17 protein-coding genes are annotated in these 15,240 nt (G+C 39.6%); 10 read left to right on the top strand and 7 right to left on the bottom strand.

Translation table 11 applies throughout. The annotated features are described in order from the left end of the window. Positions 1-46: 46 nt before the first annotated feature. Both LVQ96_08040 and LVQ96_08035 read right to left on the bottom strand, forming a co-directional pair. Positions 47-268: a type II toxin-antitoxin system HicA family toxin gene (locus LVQ96_08040; GenBank protein MCW6171104.1), complete on the bottom strand. Its 222-nt coding sequence runs from the start codon at positions 266-268 to the stop codon at positions 47-49. Beyond that, positions 261-452: a type II toxin-antitoxin system HicB family antitoxin gene (locus tag LVQ96_08035; protein ID MCW6171103.1), complete on the bottom strand. Its 192-nt coding sequence runs from the start codon at positions 450-452 to the stop codon at positions 261-263. Before LVQ96_08035 ends, LVQ96_08040 begins: the two co-directional genes overlap by 8 nt. A 233-nt stretch (positions 453-685) precedes the next feature. On the opposite strand from LVQ96_08035, the gene LVQ96_08030 reads away from it, so the two are divergent. After that, on the top strand, positions 686-913 hold the full coding sequence (locus tag LVQ96_08030; protein ID MCW6171102.1) for a hypothetical protein: 228 nt from the start codon (positions 686-688) through the stop codon (positions 911-913). 228 nt (positions 914-1,141) lie between these two features. Here LVQ96_08030 and LVQ96_08025 read toward each other — a convergent pair whose 3' ends face one another. The 3 genes from LVQ96_08025 to LVQ96_08015 all read right to left on the bottom strand — a co-directional run bounded on the left by LVQ96_08025 (position 1,142) and on the right by LVQ96_08015 (position 3,537). Beyond that, the gene (locus LVQ96_08025) at positions 1,142-2,212 is read right to left on the bottom strand and encodes a C4-dicarboxylate ABC transporter (GenBank protein ID MCW6171101.1); all 1,071 of its coding nucleotides are present in this window, start codon (positions 2,210-2,212) and stop codon (positions 1,142-1,144) included. Positions 2,213-2,249: 37 nt separating this feature from the next. Then, positions 2,250-2,972: a hypothetical protein gene (locus LVQ96_08020; protein MCW6171100.1), complete on the bottom strand. Its 723-nt coding sequence runs from the start codon at positions 2,970-2,972 to the stop codon at positions 2,250-2,252. Between the two features lie 130 nt (positions 2,973-3,102). Then, complete coding sequence (locus LVQ96_08015) at positions 3,103-3,537, bottom strand: Lrp/AsnC family transcriptional regulator (GenBank protein ID MCW6171099.1); 435 nt, start codon at positions 3,535-3,537, stop codon at positions 3,103-3,105. Between the two features lie 303 nt (positions 3,538-3,840). On the opposite strand from LVQ96_08015, the gene LVQ96_08010 reads away from it, so the two are divergent. Next, positions 3,841-5,034, top strand: a complete 1,194-nt coding sequence (locus LVQ96_08010; protein MCW6171098.1) for a class I SAM-dependent methyltransferase — start codon at positions 3,841-3,843, stop codon at positions 5,032-5,034. Between the two features lie 137 nt (positions 5,035-5,171). Further along, positions 5,172-5,753 (top strand): GTP cyclohydrolase II, encoded by a 582-nt coding sequence (gene ribA / locus LVQ96_08005; protein ID MCW6171097.1) that lies wholly within the window; start codon positions 5,172-5,174, stop codon positions 5,751-5,753. A 138-nt stretch (positions 5,754-5,891) separates the two neighbouring features. On the opposite strand, the gene LVQ96_08000 is transcribed toward ribA, so the two are convergent. Further along, a complete protein-coding gene (locus LVQ96_08000; GenBank protein ID MCW6171096.1) occupies positions 5,892-6,665 on the bottom strand; it encodes a TatD family hydrolase in 774 nt (257 codons plus the stop codon). A gap of 284 nt (positions 6,666-6,949) precedes the next feature. Between LVQ96_08000 and LVQ96_07995 the strand changes: the two genes are divergently transcribed. The 6 genes from LVQ96_07995 to speB all read left to right on the top strand — a co-directional run bounded on the left by LVQ96_07995 (position 6,950) and on the right by speB (position 13,976). Beyond that, positions 6,950-7,867 carry an ABC transporter ATP-binding protein gene (locus tag LVQ96_07995; protein MCW6171095.1) on the top strand — a complete coding sequence of 306 codons (918 nt, stop codon included), beginning with the start codon at positions 6,950-6,952 and terminating at the stop codon, positions 7,865-7,867. Then, positions 7,864-9,363, top strand: a complete 1,500-nt coding sequence (locus LVQ96_07990; protein ID MCW6171094.1) for an ABC transporter permease — start codon at positions 7,864-7,866, stop codon at positions 9,361-9,363. The genes LVQ96_07995 and LVQ96_07990 overlap by 4 nt, the downstream gene beginning before the upstream one ends. An 84-nt stretch (positions 9,364-9,447) precedes the next feature. Further along, on the top strand, positions 9,448-11,022 hold the full coding sequence (locus LVQ96_07985; GenBank protein ID MCW6171093.1) for a DUF5591 domain-containing protein: 1,575 nt from the start codon (positions 9,448-9,450) through the stop codon (positions 11,020-11,022). Between the two features lie 374 nt (positions 11,023-11,396). Further along, complete coding sequence (locus LVQ96_07980) at positions 11,397-12,668, top strand: amidohydrolase family protein (GenBank protein ID MCW6171092.1); 1,272 nt, start codon at positions 11,397-11,399, stop codon at positions 12,666-12,668. Positions 12,669-12,726: 58 nt separating this feature from the next. After that, a complete protein-coding gene (locus tag LVQ96_07975) occupies positions 12,727-13,116 on the top strand; it encodes a translation initiation factor IF-5A (GenBank protein ID MCW6171091.1) in 390 nt (129 codons plus the stop codon). Continuing rightward, entirely contained in the window at positions 13,074-13,976 is a 903-nt protein-coding gene (gene speB, locus LVQ96_07970; GenBank protein MCW6171090.1) for an agmatinase, read from the top strand. The genes LVQ96_07975 and speB overlap by 43 nt, the downstream gene beginning before the upstream one ends. A gap of 54 nt (positions 13,977-14,030) precedes the next feature. Here the strand turns inward: speB and LVQ96_07965 are convergent, their stop codons facing one another. Beyond that, a complete protein-coding gene (locus tag LVQ96_07965; GenBank protein MCW6171089.1) occupies positions 14,031-14,561 on the bottom strand; it encodes a 50S ribosomal protein L16 in 531 nt (176 codons plus the stop codon). A gap of 267 nt (positions 14,562-14,828) precedes the next feature. On the opposite strand from LVQ96_07965, the gene LVQ96_07960 reads away from it, so the two are divergent. Further along, the gene (locus LVQ96_07960) at positions 14,829-14,990 is read left to right on the top strand and encodes an AbrB/MazE/SpoVT family DNA-binding domain-containing protein (GenBank protein MCW6171088.1); all 162 of its coding nucleotides are present in this window, start codon (positions 14,829-14,831) and stop codon (positions 14,988-14,990) included. Positions 14,991-15,240: the final 250 nt, after the last annotated feature.

Raw genomic sequence — 15,240 nt, 5'->3', positions numbered from 1 at the left:
TCATGAGGACCTTGCAAAATATCTGCAGTTATAAGATTACTACAGTTTACAGTAACTTTATGAATTCCTCTACAGTAAGATCGCACTGCCTAATTATTGCTCTGAGAGTGCCCTTTGGCAATTCATCATGGTTTGGAATTGCCACCCTCTTTCCATCTGATTCCCTCTTCAGTATCATATGACTTCCAACCTGTCTCCTGAATCTAAATCCAACTTTAGAGAGAGCTTTCACGGTATCTTTTCCAGAAATAGAGGGAAGTTTAGGCATTGAGTTCAATGTTTCCAATGATATCAATATCGTGGGGAATGGCCTCTCCATCTGCATTCATGTCGTCAATGTTTGACATGGCCTCTTCTACCGTGCGCCCGTCAGATATGCACCCAGGCAAAGCTGGAACTGTAACCACATATATTCCATCTTCATCCTTCTCCATGACTACTGTAAATCGCATTACTTTTATAATAGAATAATAGGTATAAACCTTTGCGCTTCAGTTGAAACTCTGAGTGACCCAATAGTCTCTCAATATGTTGAATAAATCCGGTCGGGCCAATAAATATAATATCTTGAAGATAATTATATTTTTCAATGCTTAAACTTTCCTCTCATATTGTATTTTCAAGAGAAAATCTATTGATTAGAATCCAAAATAATGTTTATTAAACTTACTATAACATATATACCATGGGTCAAGAAATCCAGATGGACGTTAAAGATGTGAGACTCATTGTTGAAAGGCACCTTAAAGATTTGGATATAGAAGGACCAGCTAGGATTGCATCCGCAAAATTAAATCAGGGTTATTGGGATGTTGTTGTCTATTCAAGAGATATAGAAATAGGCGATAAAAAACAAAAAGCAGGCATAATTGCCGCATTGGTAATCAATGATACCACGCATATTGTAATATGACATTATCACTTTCATTAACTAGATCTCAATTTCTATCCTGGAAGGAATATTTATAGAAAGATCTTATTTGGTGCAGAATTAATCCTCGAAAATATTCATTTCACCTAATCGGTGAGAGTTAACTGGAATACACAATTTAGAAAAAGGAAGGGTGTGTTATCAGCAAACGGCAGATGCAGTTTTTCACCGAGTTCTGTGTCTGTTACTCTTACCCCGCATACTTCACTTTTAGTTGCTCCCGCTCTTGCTTAACGGAATAGCTTTTTTCTCCACGCGCTCTTCGTGCATTTTAGATTTCAAGAAAAATCCAGTATTTATCCACGCATAAACCCACAATATATTCAGTGCAGCCGATATTCCGACAAACGCCCATAACAGCACTGGAAACTTTGTGAAACCCAAAAGCCTTACAGTGGATGTCGCAAAAAGCCCCAGTGGGAATCCATATGCCCATACGCTAAGTGTTCCTTTAGCCGGTTTCATGAATATCAGTATTAGGACTACAAGGAAATTCCAGACTTCAAATCCCCAGAGAAGCACTGAAAGAAGTTCAACGGTCGGCATTGAAAGTGTAATGTTATCAATCACGCGAAATCCAGAAATTGAAAATAAGTTAATAATTATGAGACTTGCTATTCCCACAGGCAGCATTGTTGTTGGGAGTGTACCCCGTTCCTTCGTTGCGACGTGTCCAGCTAATGCAAGTGATCCGATAAAGATGTACAGGAAGAAGAATATCCCCAAGCCCATCAAAACGAGAAAATACATTGCCTGTGCCTCTAAACCTCCATAGAATCCCATCAGAGGGGTTGCCAGGAAGACGCTTGTTCCGATTGCAAGTGGCGGGATAACTATGGCATAATTCATCTCACGCGGATCTATTTCCTTCGTATAGAGTCTGTATCCAAGAAGGACGCCTAGAACGAGTGCAAAGAGATATTCACCATAGAAATTTACTGCAGAAAGATTCGCTGTCCAGCTTGACAACCCAAAAAAGTATATGAGCTGATAATTTGCAACAAAACCAATAATAGGTATAAGGGCCGTGAAACTCAGCCTAGTAAGATTGTTCCAATGTGAAAAGACCCTGTCCCTTAGGACGAAAGCTCGCAATACCCAGATAGAAAAGATCACTATAAATATAGCAATTCCAAATAAAGAAAGGCCTTCTGCAATATAATTGTACCAGAAGCTTTTCGTCTCTCCAAAAGCAAGGATGTAAACCTGAGCAAGCGCAAGCGTAGATATCGCCATCCCAAACCATTCCGAACCAAAGAGGTTCAATATACTTTTTCTCATTCTATCTTTCCTCTGTTATTGTGCAGCATAAAATCCTTTACCACTTAAGGATCTCCATTGAAGCGGTCAAGGCTTTGTTACCTGTGACAAATCTTGTAAGATACAATGCATCTTCCATCTCTTCCTTAGTTCCGCCTTTTCTGAAAAACTGAACCAGGTAAGTCTTTGCACATTCCTCATACCTTATTGAAACGCTATCAGCAAACGCCATGAGGAAAATATCCTTCTGATCAACCGCAAAAGGCGATAGAAGTTCAGCCTTCTCCTTGAGATGCTCCTCAAATAATCCGAATGAGATTGAGGAAAGAGCGACCAGATTCTGGGGAGGCGATGTTAGCCCAGATTCGGTTTGAAGCTGACTGAGAATTTTCTTTAATTCCGAGCTTCCCGTGGATGATTTTCCTCGCTCCATTACTATCGGCTTTATCGCGTCCATGACCGACATAGTTGAGGACATTAGTACCATCTTTGCAACTTTTATTGAATCAAGTATTTCCAGCATTCCTGCATTAAATTTCCTTGCAAGCCTAAAGTGTATCATAGCAGAGTCTGCCTGACCATTTACCAGGGAAACTGAAAGCGCCGTCAGGGCCAGCATCTTTTTTTGAAGAGCCGTTCTACCAAGATACATCGTCATGTTTTCTCTGAATTGTTCCTTAGCCATTTCAACATTGTGACGCCCAAGAAGTTTTATAACCTCTGGCATTCCACCAAGCGTGGACTTCGCAAACCGTTCTATTTCTTCCATTTCATCCGTCATGAAAGGCACATAATACCACCTTACTAAACAATATCTGGCAAAAATTTACTGCGCAGTTATTAACACGCAGCAAAAATTGTGGTTCAATCGCCATAGTATAAGTGCCGGTTTGCTCACTCAGAGCATACAATCACGGGATTTCGTCCAGGATCACTTCAAAATCTACATCATATATCCCAAATTCAGGAAGCAACGCCCTTGCATAATTTCTTACTTCTCCACATTCTTCACCCACTATGTGAATAGTAAATCGTCTCGCGCCTGTAGTGATTATAAGTTTCTTTATGCGTTTCTCTTTCTTTGCAAATTCTACAAACTCATCGATTCTATCTGCGGGCACGTTGAAATTTATTGCTGCCCTGCAACTAAGTCCGATCTTCGAATAATCAATGTTAGCATTGCATCCCTTAAGGATACCCCTTTGTTTTAGCAGGTTCATTCTATCTCTTACTGTCCAGAGATTTTTTCCTGTTTTCTTAGCTATTTCATTGTATGTCATAGTGCAATCTTTTTCAATGATATCCAGGATATCATAATCGAGCTTGTCCAACTTAAATGATCTCACTTAAAGTAGATATTAACAGCGTATAAATTGATTCGTGACTTGCAGTGTTAACTTGGCAAAAGGCACACAAATAATTATTCAGTGGTAAAACTGCAGCAAATTCAATAAATATGTATAAAAAATGCCGTGAAATCTTTGCCCTTACAGTCTTGTACACAACACTTCAAGATACGGCCAAGAGATGAGTTGCATTAAGTTGGCTTTAATGGATGTATCCGGCATTAAATAATGTAAATGCAGTAAACGAATATTAAACCCGTTGGAATAAGGAATCCATCACGAGCTTGAGGAAGTTAAAGAATCATGCAAGTAAAAAAGTCTAAGCTATCTGTTTATCTTGATACGCTATTAAAAGATCAATCAAAGAAAGAAAAAGCTAACGATATCATTGATAAGTACATAGACGCATTAAGGAATGGATATAATTACAGCTATCTGAAGCAGGTCGAAAAAGTCCAGTCATACGTATTTGATCTATTATTTGAGATAGCCACCGCAAGAATAGCAATTTCAAAGAAATTTCGCAACTGGAATCGATTATGGGTCGATAAGTACCTGGCAAGTTACTCTACCCCAGAATCTATTGCTGAATATAGGACGAAGCGACTTGATGGATTTGAAGTTCTTGACTTAGGCTCCGGATCAGGCATCCAGGATCTAATTTTCTCAGAACATACAATAAAGACAATTGGGGTGGAAAAGGACCCTGTAAGATACCGCTTTTGCCAACTCAATGCACAGGAGTTCGAAGGCAACGAAACAAAGTTTATTCAGGGTGATGCTTTGGAATTAAATCCAGAAAAGATTGTTAACGAAAGAACTGTAATTTTTTCAGATCCAGCGCGACCAGTGAGCGAAATGGAACGCTCTCTTCAGACGCTTATACCTTCTCCCATAGCCGTTTATAAGATCTTCAGAGACTATTCTTTAAATTTTGCCTTTGATCTTCCCCCCCAAATACATAAAGAGAGAATAACCATAGATGGCGAGACTGAGTATATATCGATAGACGGGAATCTTAATCGTCTCACTCTGTACACAGGAAAAATCTCAAATGGAAAGAGTTCGGCTGTAATGCTGCCATCTGGCAGAAGTATTCGTGGTGAACCAATGAATTTTCAGGGAATAGAAGGTGAGCTCCAAGAGTATGTTTTGTTACCGGACATTTCAGCCTCTTATGCCGGCTTGATGCATAAAATTGAGGAACTTTACCCTGTTACGTTTTTGGCTTCCGATAAAAGGAGAGTACTATTTACGTCAAATGAAAGAATCCCTGAATTTTTCGGAGAACAATATCTTGTCCTTGGAACTACAAACGACTTGTTTGATCTCAAAATATACAGGGAAAATGATGTAGGAAAGGTGTTTCCCAGGTTCGAGCTGGATGACAAAGAATATTACGAGATTAAAAATAAGATCGAGGGAGGGCTTAAAGGGACAAATAACCTATACATATTCAAGCAAAAAAATCAGTATATACTTTGTTTAAAGGTATAACAAGCTAAAAGAACTCCTCTTTGAAACTTGAATACAATAACGACCGACATATTTTATTTTCCTGAATTAGAAATGAAAATTTAACTGGTTTCTGGACATTTATCTTTTTATAGATGTAAGAATTACAATGAGAAAAAATGTTAGAACTATATTCAAAAGCAAAGTTACCTACTGCTTATGGTTTATTTGATATTTATGCTTTCAAATGGGACGGAGATGACAAGGAAAATGCCGTCCTTGTAAAAGGAGACATAATGGGTCAACAAGACATACCCGTTAGGATACACAGCGAATGCCTCACTGGAGACGTCTTTAGTTCTCAAAGGTGTGATTGCCATGACCAATTGGTTCATTCACTTTCTTATCTTGGCTCTCAACCGAAAGGTCTGCTAATATATTTGAGGCAGGAAGGACGGGGCATAGGACTCCTTAACAAGATAAAAGCATATAGTTTGCAGGAGATGGGTTACGATACGGTTGAGGCTAATTTGATGCTTGGTTTTCCTGCTGACACAAGAGATTATTCCTTTGCCGTTGAAGTACTGAAGTACTTCAAGCTACACTCGATTAAACTTTTAACAAATAATCCGGACAAGATTGAATTTCTTGAGAAGAACGGTATTACTATTTCTGAGAGGATCCCAATTTTAAGTAAGCCCACTCCTTATGACAAATTCTACTTAGAAACAAAGAAAATTAGGATGCGCCATCAGATATAGCCTTTGGATTCTTCTTTTTTTGAAAATAAAATTTCATCAAGGAGCCAAAATAATTAGCCTTTTGAGCATTATAGCAACTGATGAGATCTGTGCCTAAATTTGAATCTAAACTGGAATCTAACACAGCAAGATGTAGAATTAAAGATGAAGGTTTCTGGCAAATGCATCCTCTCCGTACAAAGTGATAGGCCCCTCAAAGAAACAGTGATCGAAGAGTGATTCCCAATCGCTGATTTCTTCTCGCATCATTACTGCCCTTTTAGGAACCGAATCCGGAGGAATAACTTTCCACCCTGAAGCTGGATCATCCACATAATCAGTTTCCAGTAAAAATCCTCCGTTGCATTTGCTAACTTCTCTTACATTGGTCCTTGTGGCAAGTACAGATTTCTGTATTTTGGTTTCTAAACATACATCAAGAGGACCTGCATGATGTTTTACAATCTTATCCATTCTAATACCCGTATCCAGAGCCATCTTCTCAAGTTGTTTATAATCTTCAGGGCTTAGATCCTCCGTATGAAGAATTAGTGGGCAGTTTAAGTCTTTGCATATGGACATGGCATAAATTATGACCTCGTTTGAAACTTCCGTTACATTTTCTGATACCGGAAAGTGAGGCCTCCCAATCTCGCCGATAGCATTAGCCTTTCCTTCCAGAATATACTTTGCAGCAAGATCGATTCCAGCCTTCATGTATTCCATAGGGTCCACTCCGTGATCAGTAAAAAGAAAGTAATCCAAAGGATATGGGCCTAGGGTCACTACCACATCCAGTGGCATCTCAGATCTTATGATTTCGGACATTTTTATTGTTTGATCGTATATAGCTTCATATCTATTGGATAAAGGCCCTAAATCCTCAGGCAAGTTAACCAGATTAAATGCATTCCCTCCAGCCTTAATAAACATATTTACGGCACCCAAAAAACGCCCATTTGAGCGCAGGTGCATGTGATTGTCAAACAAGAGATAGTTCTTGTGAGATTTATCGTGAATAGTTGACATTAGTATGGTAGTTGTTGATAGTATTCAAATTTCTTTATCCCCCCATGTTCCTCAGTAGTCTGTAATCAAAAAAAACTAGGAATAAGAACGGAAACCTAAAACTTCACGAACAGTGCTCTCACAGCTCAAAACTTTATATGAAGTTGATAATTTTAAGTTTTATATAGTATCGTATTATGTTCTGAAAGATGATACAGATCGTCTCACTAACGAAATCTTACAAGAAGAACCAACCTTCTGCTGTCAAAAATCTCAGCATTGATATCGATGATTCAGAAATAGTTGGATTTGCCGGCCTGAATGGTGCAGGCAAAACTACGACAATTAGGGTCGCGTGTGGCATCATCTTTCCTTCTTCCGGCAGAGTGAGTATAGACGGTAAGGACATAGTGAAGGAAAAAGTGGAAGCTTCAAAGAACATAGGGTGGGTACCAGAACTTCCAAACTTTGAACCCAACGGCAAAGCAATACCACTCCTGAAGTATTATGCTGGATTCTATGGCATTTCTCCATCCGATGCAGAATCAAAGGCAGAGGAACTACTCAAGAGATTCTCCATATGGGATAGCAGAAAGAAGAAGCTTAAAGATTATTCACAAGGTATGAAGAAACGATTCGCGATAGCGGCAGCACTGATGGGAGATCCTAAAAACTTTCTTTTCGATGAAACACTTAATGGTCTGGATCCGGAAGGCGTGAGAGACATGAGAAATCTCATGATATCACTTAGGAATGAAGGAAAAGCTGTCTTCCTTTCCTCGCATATTCTCAGCGAGCTAGAAAACGTAGCTGACAGGATTGCCATAATAAGGAGGGGTGAATTGATAAAGGTTCTGGAGAGATCTGAACTCTCAAATCTAGGAAGTGCGTTCATAGAGATAAACGTCCAGAATCCAGACAACAAGGTTGAGTCTATGTTAGAACTTTACGGAAAGGTTGAGAGAAGTGGCAATCTCTATTACGTGAGGGATCTTAAGATCAGTGCAAGCGAGGGATACAAGATAAACCAAGCTCTCGTATCGAACGGGTACAACGTTATATCAATGTCGATTAAGAACGAAGGTCTCGAAGACTATTTCCTGAATTTGGTAGGTGCTGGAAAATGAGAGATTTCCTATACGACCTAAAAAGAACGCTTACGGGTAAATTCACAATAATCATGATCGTTTTGGTCATACTCCTGAGCGTTGCTGTAGCTTTTTTGGTGATCGCTCCTTCAACGCCTTCTTCTGCTCCACCTTCGGCGGTATCTCATGTCCTTCCGGACATATATCCAATTAAGGGAGGATATAAAATCGTCGACTATGCCATCAACGGTTACGGCCAACCGGTCCCTAATCTTGCCGTCAGTTCTTACGTTTATAATTTTTCTGGTAGTTCATCTTCTAGAACTATATTGCAGCGTTTCAATGGCACTACTGATAGTTCTGGATTCGTCTCTTTTACATACAAAACAAGCATGAGCGCAGTAAATTACTCTTACAGTGCAGATTATCAATATGGATCGGTAACTGGCAATAGCACTGCTCTCTTTGAGATCATTTACGTCTCTTCAATTGGAAACAATGTTACGTATTTTTCTCCAGGTGTTTATTTCTTCAATGGCGGATCCCATAGTAACAAAAGCCTATCACCTGATTATCTATACGTGATTCCAGTTTCAAGTACAACATCAAAAGAACCTACGAATTTCCTTATATATTATGCTGGACCAAACTCAACTGCGACACCGACTATGAAGGTTTACTTCAATTACACTAATGATTTCTCCCCTTCTACCGAATCCAATTCAAACATGACCTATCTTAAAACTATTTCTGGAAAGAATACCTCTATCGTAACAGTTCCATTAAACAGTAGCGCAAATAACAAGGAGATTAATGTTGGAATATTTGCGGCTAATGATTCTCTTATGGGCACGGGTTTCACCCCATATTCTGTGACTAATTCGGATTTAGTTGTAACGTCCTTACTTCAACTCCCTTACGAATTCTTAATTCCTATATTGGGAATATTCTCTGCCTATTTCTATTACAGCAAAGACAAAGCTTCGGGAGTGTTAGAATCCATAATCGTCCGACCTGTTACGAAGGGGAGGGTATTTGCGTCCAGATTTACGGCGGGAGTAATATCTTTCTTTGTTGCGCTCATCGTCTCGCTCGGCTTTGTTGATCTTATTGTTTTTCATTATACGGGATCTGCACTTTCTTCTGGAAACTTCTTTAGTATATTTTTAAGTTATCTTGCGACTGCTGTAGCTTACTCAGGCATTATTTACCTTATATCGCAATTCGTAAAATCTCAGGGTGCGATAATTGGCATAGGAATAGGGCTGTTCTTCCTCCTTGCACTCTTCTGGGGGGACATAGCTATTTTATTGGCTTTTGTTCTACATGTAAATCTGGCAGTTCCAGGCGCTTACAAGATAGTTATTGCTCTTTCGTCAATTTCACCGTCTTTCATTCCAACAATGAACAATTACCTTATGACAGGTACATTACTTAATGACGGTGTTTCATTAGGTGCTCTTCTGTTCATCGGATTAGTATGGGCAATAATTCCAGCAGTCATTTCATTTTTCCTTGCCAGATCCAGGGATTAATTCACAAATAATTTTACATTTTTTAGCGATTCAATTTTTTTCTTCAAAAACAAAATATGATTAGGCCATTATGCATGGCGGAGTGTGTTCATAGACCACAGTTTCTTTGGATTTGCGAGATCGGGAGTTCTCAACGATAATGTAGAGTACCCTGCACTTCTAATTCCCGACAGAGATATTTCATGCAATAACTCTGGACTAAGTGTACTTGGAGAGAAACGGATTTCTGCTATGCAGTTTGTTATGCTATTGAAGGGCAATTCTACTAATTCTTTGATTCCGCAAGAAGATTATGTAATAATACCAAACGGATCACAATTGCTACTTAAGGCAAGGGACATTATCAATACGATTAACGCAGCGCGGGATAAGTACGGATACTCTAAATTGGTATATCTTCAGGGAGTCTCTGATCCTTACTTGCTCCCAATACTTGTTTACATGGGAGTATCTCTCTTTGACAGCAGTTTGTTTGAGTTACGCGGATTGAAAGGCGAAAGGTTCACACCCATCGGTATAGTGAAAACGAACTCCGACGTAAGCCAGGAAAATGTTAATTTCTGTAATAACCTCCTCAGATCTGTTTCTACTTCCATAGCAAATGGTACGTTGAGAGACGTAGTTGAAAGATTCCAATTCTCAAACAAGGCAAGCGAGATATTGAGAATTCTGGATTCTAAATTCTACAGCACATCTGAGCAGTTTTTTCCTAGAAGAACTCCAAGGATCTCGGCATCATCCTTAGATTCACTAAACAGACCTGATCTGGTTCGTTACAGAGAGTATATATCAAAGAGTTATCGTAAGCCTGAAGACAGGAATATAGCCTTGCTTCTGCCCTGTTCTGCTAGAAAGCCATACTCTAGCTCTAAGAGTCACAAAATGATCATTAACGCTCTTGGAAAACTGAGACAGTTCGTGCATGAAGTGATCGTCACATCCCCAGTAGGTCTCGTCCCAAGGGAATTGGAAGCCACATATCCACCTGGATTTTATGACATCCCAGTCACTGGAAATTGGTTTGAAGAGGAAAAACAGATGATAAGCTCAATGCTAGGTTCTTTCTTTAAAAACAACAACTATACGCGTGTAATATCATTTGTCACTGAGGATCTTAGTTTCATAGAGAAATTCCTTCCAACGAGAAATGTCTTCATAAGGTGGGACAAATCCAGCAACGCGTCTCTTGATGAACTGGTAAGCACTATAAGGGAGATAATAAGTGCAGAAAATCTTCAACCAATACGACATAATTTTACGCTGGAAAGGTACATTCAGATAGCAACGTATCAATTTGGTGAATGGATCGTGCCATACTTAAAGGAAGCAAAGATAAAAAGGATCTATAACAGCGATATGTTGATGCTTAACGGTGATCCTATCTTAGTCTACAATGAAAGGCTCGGAAAATTTACCATCAACAAACGTTCTGCACAGTGGTTTTTAGAAAATAAAAAATTCTGCGTGGAAATAGACGATTTCAAACCAACTGCTAATGTCTATCCTGTCGGAATACTTGGCGCGACGGAAGATATCAGGCAGGAAGACGAGGTAGTTCTGTATCACGGAGGAGAAGTAAGAGGGGTTGGTATAACCAAGATGCCGATAAATGCTATGCTACAGTTAAAAAAAGGAACTGCTGTAAAAGTAAGAAATTAAAATATTATAAAATTATTTATTAAATGTTTATAGTTTTTTCATTTTGTGCTTCTCAACCTGATAAGCAGATATCGCGGTCGCGGCTACAATCAGAACGAATAGTTACCTCCATAGGAAGAAGGCACGGCCCAAGATTTTGCTCAATTTTGGATGTCGCTAAAAGAGCGTGGAATATAAGGTAGAATATTTTCACCCTAATAAATATAAAGTAAGAGAGATGATCCTTAGGATAGTAAGCCATAATGACTATACAACACCAGAACCTGGTAATAGACGCTTCCAAGCTCTGATAAAAACCGAAATAACGGCTTAAGATCAACGGATAACATAGCGTTGGTAGATGTATTTTATAGTTATTAGCAATTATAGAATAATTGAAAGACCAGTTAATCCTAATAAAAAACGCAACAATAGTAACACAGAACGAGAGAAGAGAGATTACACGAGGTAACATTGCTATCAGTAACGGCAGAATAGATTATATTGGAGACGAAGAAAGAGATGCTGAGATAACAATAGATGCGACAAACAAGATCGTCATACCTGGATTCATAAATACACACTGTCACGTCGCTATGACCCACCTTCGTGGAAAGCTTGATGATATCAAACTTTCTGAATTTTTGGAAAGAACATTCAAAATGGATGCGGAAAGGAGCAACGAGGGATTACAAAATTCGTCATTACTGGGCGCTTTCGAAATGCTAAACTCAGGAATTACCTCTTTCCTTGACCTTTATTACTCTGAAGACGTGATTGCGAAGGCAGTTAAAGAGTCTGGCATAAGAGGATTTTTGGCCTGGAACACGCTTGATAGCGATAAGACGACGCAGAAGGGCGATCCTTTATCAAATGCAGAGCATTTTATAGAGTCCACAAGAGATATGGAGCGGGTATACCCATCAGTAGGAGTTCAGGGCGTATATGTTGCTTCAGATGAAGTGTATTTGAAAGCGAAAGAGATTTCTGAAAGATATAATACAATTATCCATGGCCACCTCTCTGAGACCAGGGAAGAAGTGTATAATTTTGCTAAAAGTCACAACGGAGAACGCCCAGCAGAACATCTTGGCAAGATAGGGTTTCTTAATGATCGTTTCATAGCAGCACATTGTGTCTGGCTTACACTGAGAGAAACAAAGGAACTGGGCAAAAACAGAGTTGGTGTGTCATGGAATTCTATAAGCAACGAATTTCTAGGAACCGGGGGCATACCACCGATACCAGAGCTGAGGGATAACGGTGCGATAGTTTCGCTTGGAACAGACAGCAGTGCAAGTAACAACTCGCTCGATCCATTCCAAATAATGAAGTTTTCCGCTCTTTCACTTAAAAATGACAGATGGGATCCATCTGTAATAAAGGCACAAGACGTATTTGATATGACAAACATAAATGCAGCGAGAAGCCTCAGAATGCCTGATCTCGGGTCCGTGGAAGTTGGAAAACTAGCAGATCTGGTTCTATTAGACCGCCAGAATCCAAAGCTTTTCGGAATGTCTGATAGTGAGATCATATCTGGAATTGTTTATTCTGCGGACTCTTCCTGTGTATCTGACGTCATTGTAGATGGGGAATTAATAAAGATGGACCATAAACTTCTCAAGTTCGATCCTGAATACTTTGTAGGGAAGGAATTCGTGTAACGGGACCTGTAAAATTGCAGATAATATTTAAATATAGAATATATACCTCTTTGATAATATGAGTTGGCAAGAAGCTGAAGTAAGGGAGTTAAAAGTTGGCAGGTATATGCTGATTGATGATGCTCCTTGCAAGATAGTTGAGATTACAATGTCAAAACCTGGCAAACATGGCGAAGCTAAGGGAAGGATAGTAGCCATAGGAATTTTCGATAGCCAAAAGCGGAGCGTAGTGTACCCTGTTAAGCACAAGGTAAAGGTCCCGATAATAGAAAAGAAGAATGCACAGGTTCTTTCAGTAACTAACAAAGAGGCCCAACTGATGGATTCTGAAACATTCGAAACTTTCTTAGTTCCACTTTCTGATGAGGAACTTGGGAAAGTTACCCCAGGAACGGAGGTATCTTATTGGGAAGCGATGGGAAAACGAAAGATCATGCTTCAGAATTGAGTGATCTTTTCTCTTTTAGAAAAATTGCTGATGCAAACTCGTCATATGAAAACGCGAAATATGTAATATTCGGCGTTCCATTTGATGGAACCTCTTCCTTTCGCAGAGGATCTCGGCTTGCTCCCGAGAGTATCAGACTTGCTTACAATAATTTGGAATCCTACGAATTTGGTTATGAGGTAGACTTTACTTCCTCAAGAATTTGCGATCTCGGGAACCTTTCTGTGGGAGAAGACGCATCAGAAGTTGTAGATTCGGTCCAGGCTGTAACGCAGACGATTTTTTCTGACGGGAAAATACCCATAATGCTGGGTGGAGAACACTCAGTAACAGTAGGCGCAATCAAAAATCTCAAAGACGCTATGATGATTATAATAGACGCACATTCCGATTTCAGGGATGAATACATGGGCAATCCACTCAACCACGCGTGTGTTACACGAAGAGCTCTAGAAGTCTTAGGAAAGAATAAGATCTGTTCCATTGGAACCAGATCGGTTTCAAAAGAAGAAAGAGAAAGCGAGTCGTGGAACGATGTAACTTTTATACCTGCTGCTAGAGTCAAGAAAGAAGGAATTGACAGAATAATAGAGGAAATTGATAATTCAGCTGACAGGATATATTTTTCTATTGACATAGATGGAATCGACCCGGCTTATGCACCTGGGGCAGGGACGCCAGAGCCTTACGGCCTTATGGACACGGACGTAAGATCACTGATTGACCATTTCTCAGAAAGAATCATTGGATTTGACATAGTCGAGATTACACCTGTTTACGATAATGGAAATACATCTATGCTTGCTGCCAAATTGATACAGAATTTCATTGCAAGCAGAGAACAAAAAAGCAAAACATGATTACTATTTTTCCAGCACAGGAAAAATACTATAGTAATTTTAAAATGTGAAAGATCAGAGGCCTATCTTTCCGGCAATTTCCTTGCCTTTAGTAACTTCTATTTTGCACGGGGTCGGCAACTTTATGGAAGCCTTGTGAAGCGCTTCCCTTAAAACGCTCGCCTTATCTACAGTCGTTCTTCCGACCATGATTATATCTCCAAATTTCACTCTTGCAGCAGTTCCGACGGGTCTGCCGAATGCAGCCCTCATTCCACTTGAAATTCTGTCTGCTCCAGCCCCAGTTGCCATCTTGTGCTCACGAATAACCTGATGAGGATAGGGTCTTATTTGAAGGTAATACCCTGTTTCCCCGGTAGCCTCTATCATTTTCCTATTAACAGATACCCTTGCAGCTTCAAGTGCGGTGTGGCGAATCTGGCATGATTCCTTGGCGATTAACCTCAATTCAATCTCAAAATCTTTCTTTTGGTTACCCTGAACGAAATTTGTGATCTTGGAGTAGGGTACTCCCCCCATGAACTCACGCCTCGTGTAGGCTGGACCACTAATCTTTGTGTACATTCTGGCAGGTTTTGTGACCATTTCTATCTTCCTGTGTAGCTTTTCTCAATATATATAGTAATTGGTGCTGTGCAACGGATAACTTACTGGCTAACATTGGATGGCTTCTTTTTGAGTTCTCTAGCGTTGATAAATTTGAAGGATATATCCTAAGCGAAGATCATAACCTGACTTAGAATCCGTTTGAATAAAACGCATCTAAAAAATGATCTTTGATCAAGATCTACTTCCATGATGAAAATAATGCAATAAGTGAAATTATTATATTTAGTATAATAATACTTAACAATGGAAAAGAAGAAGCTTATCGACGTGGCACATGTTTCTGCGCGTGGATCCTCGTTTAGAATTACATTGCCGAAGAAGATTGTCAAAAGGTTAGGTCTTAAAGACGAGGATATTGTTGGATTCTATGATGATGATGGGGTGAAGCTTAGCCGAATGGACTGATTTCAAATTTGCAAATCATCTCGAACTTGAAAATGTACTCCAGCCACACCTTCTAAAAAAGAAAATTAAGTAATATTCTCAGCTCGTCCATTATTCTTTTTCTTGAGTCTGACCAATTATTTTCCCTTGATGCATTGTTGTGACATCCTCTCCCAGCTAACGCAGGGGGCTTCCCGTTTCAGCGATCGGAGTTACCATTGCTGGCAGAGCTCCAATCTCCACGGGCGTGAATTCGGGAGTGCCCCTCCCT

Source organism: Thermoplasmatales archaeon, from assembly GCA_026127925.1.
GTDB lineage: Archaea > Thermoplasmatota > Thermoplasmata > Thermoplasmatales > Thermoplasmataceae > JAKAYB01.
Note: the sequence above shows the minus strand (reverse complement) of the source record. Positions and strands in the feature narration are given on the sequence as shown.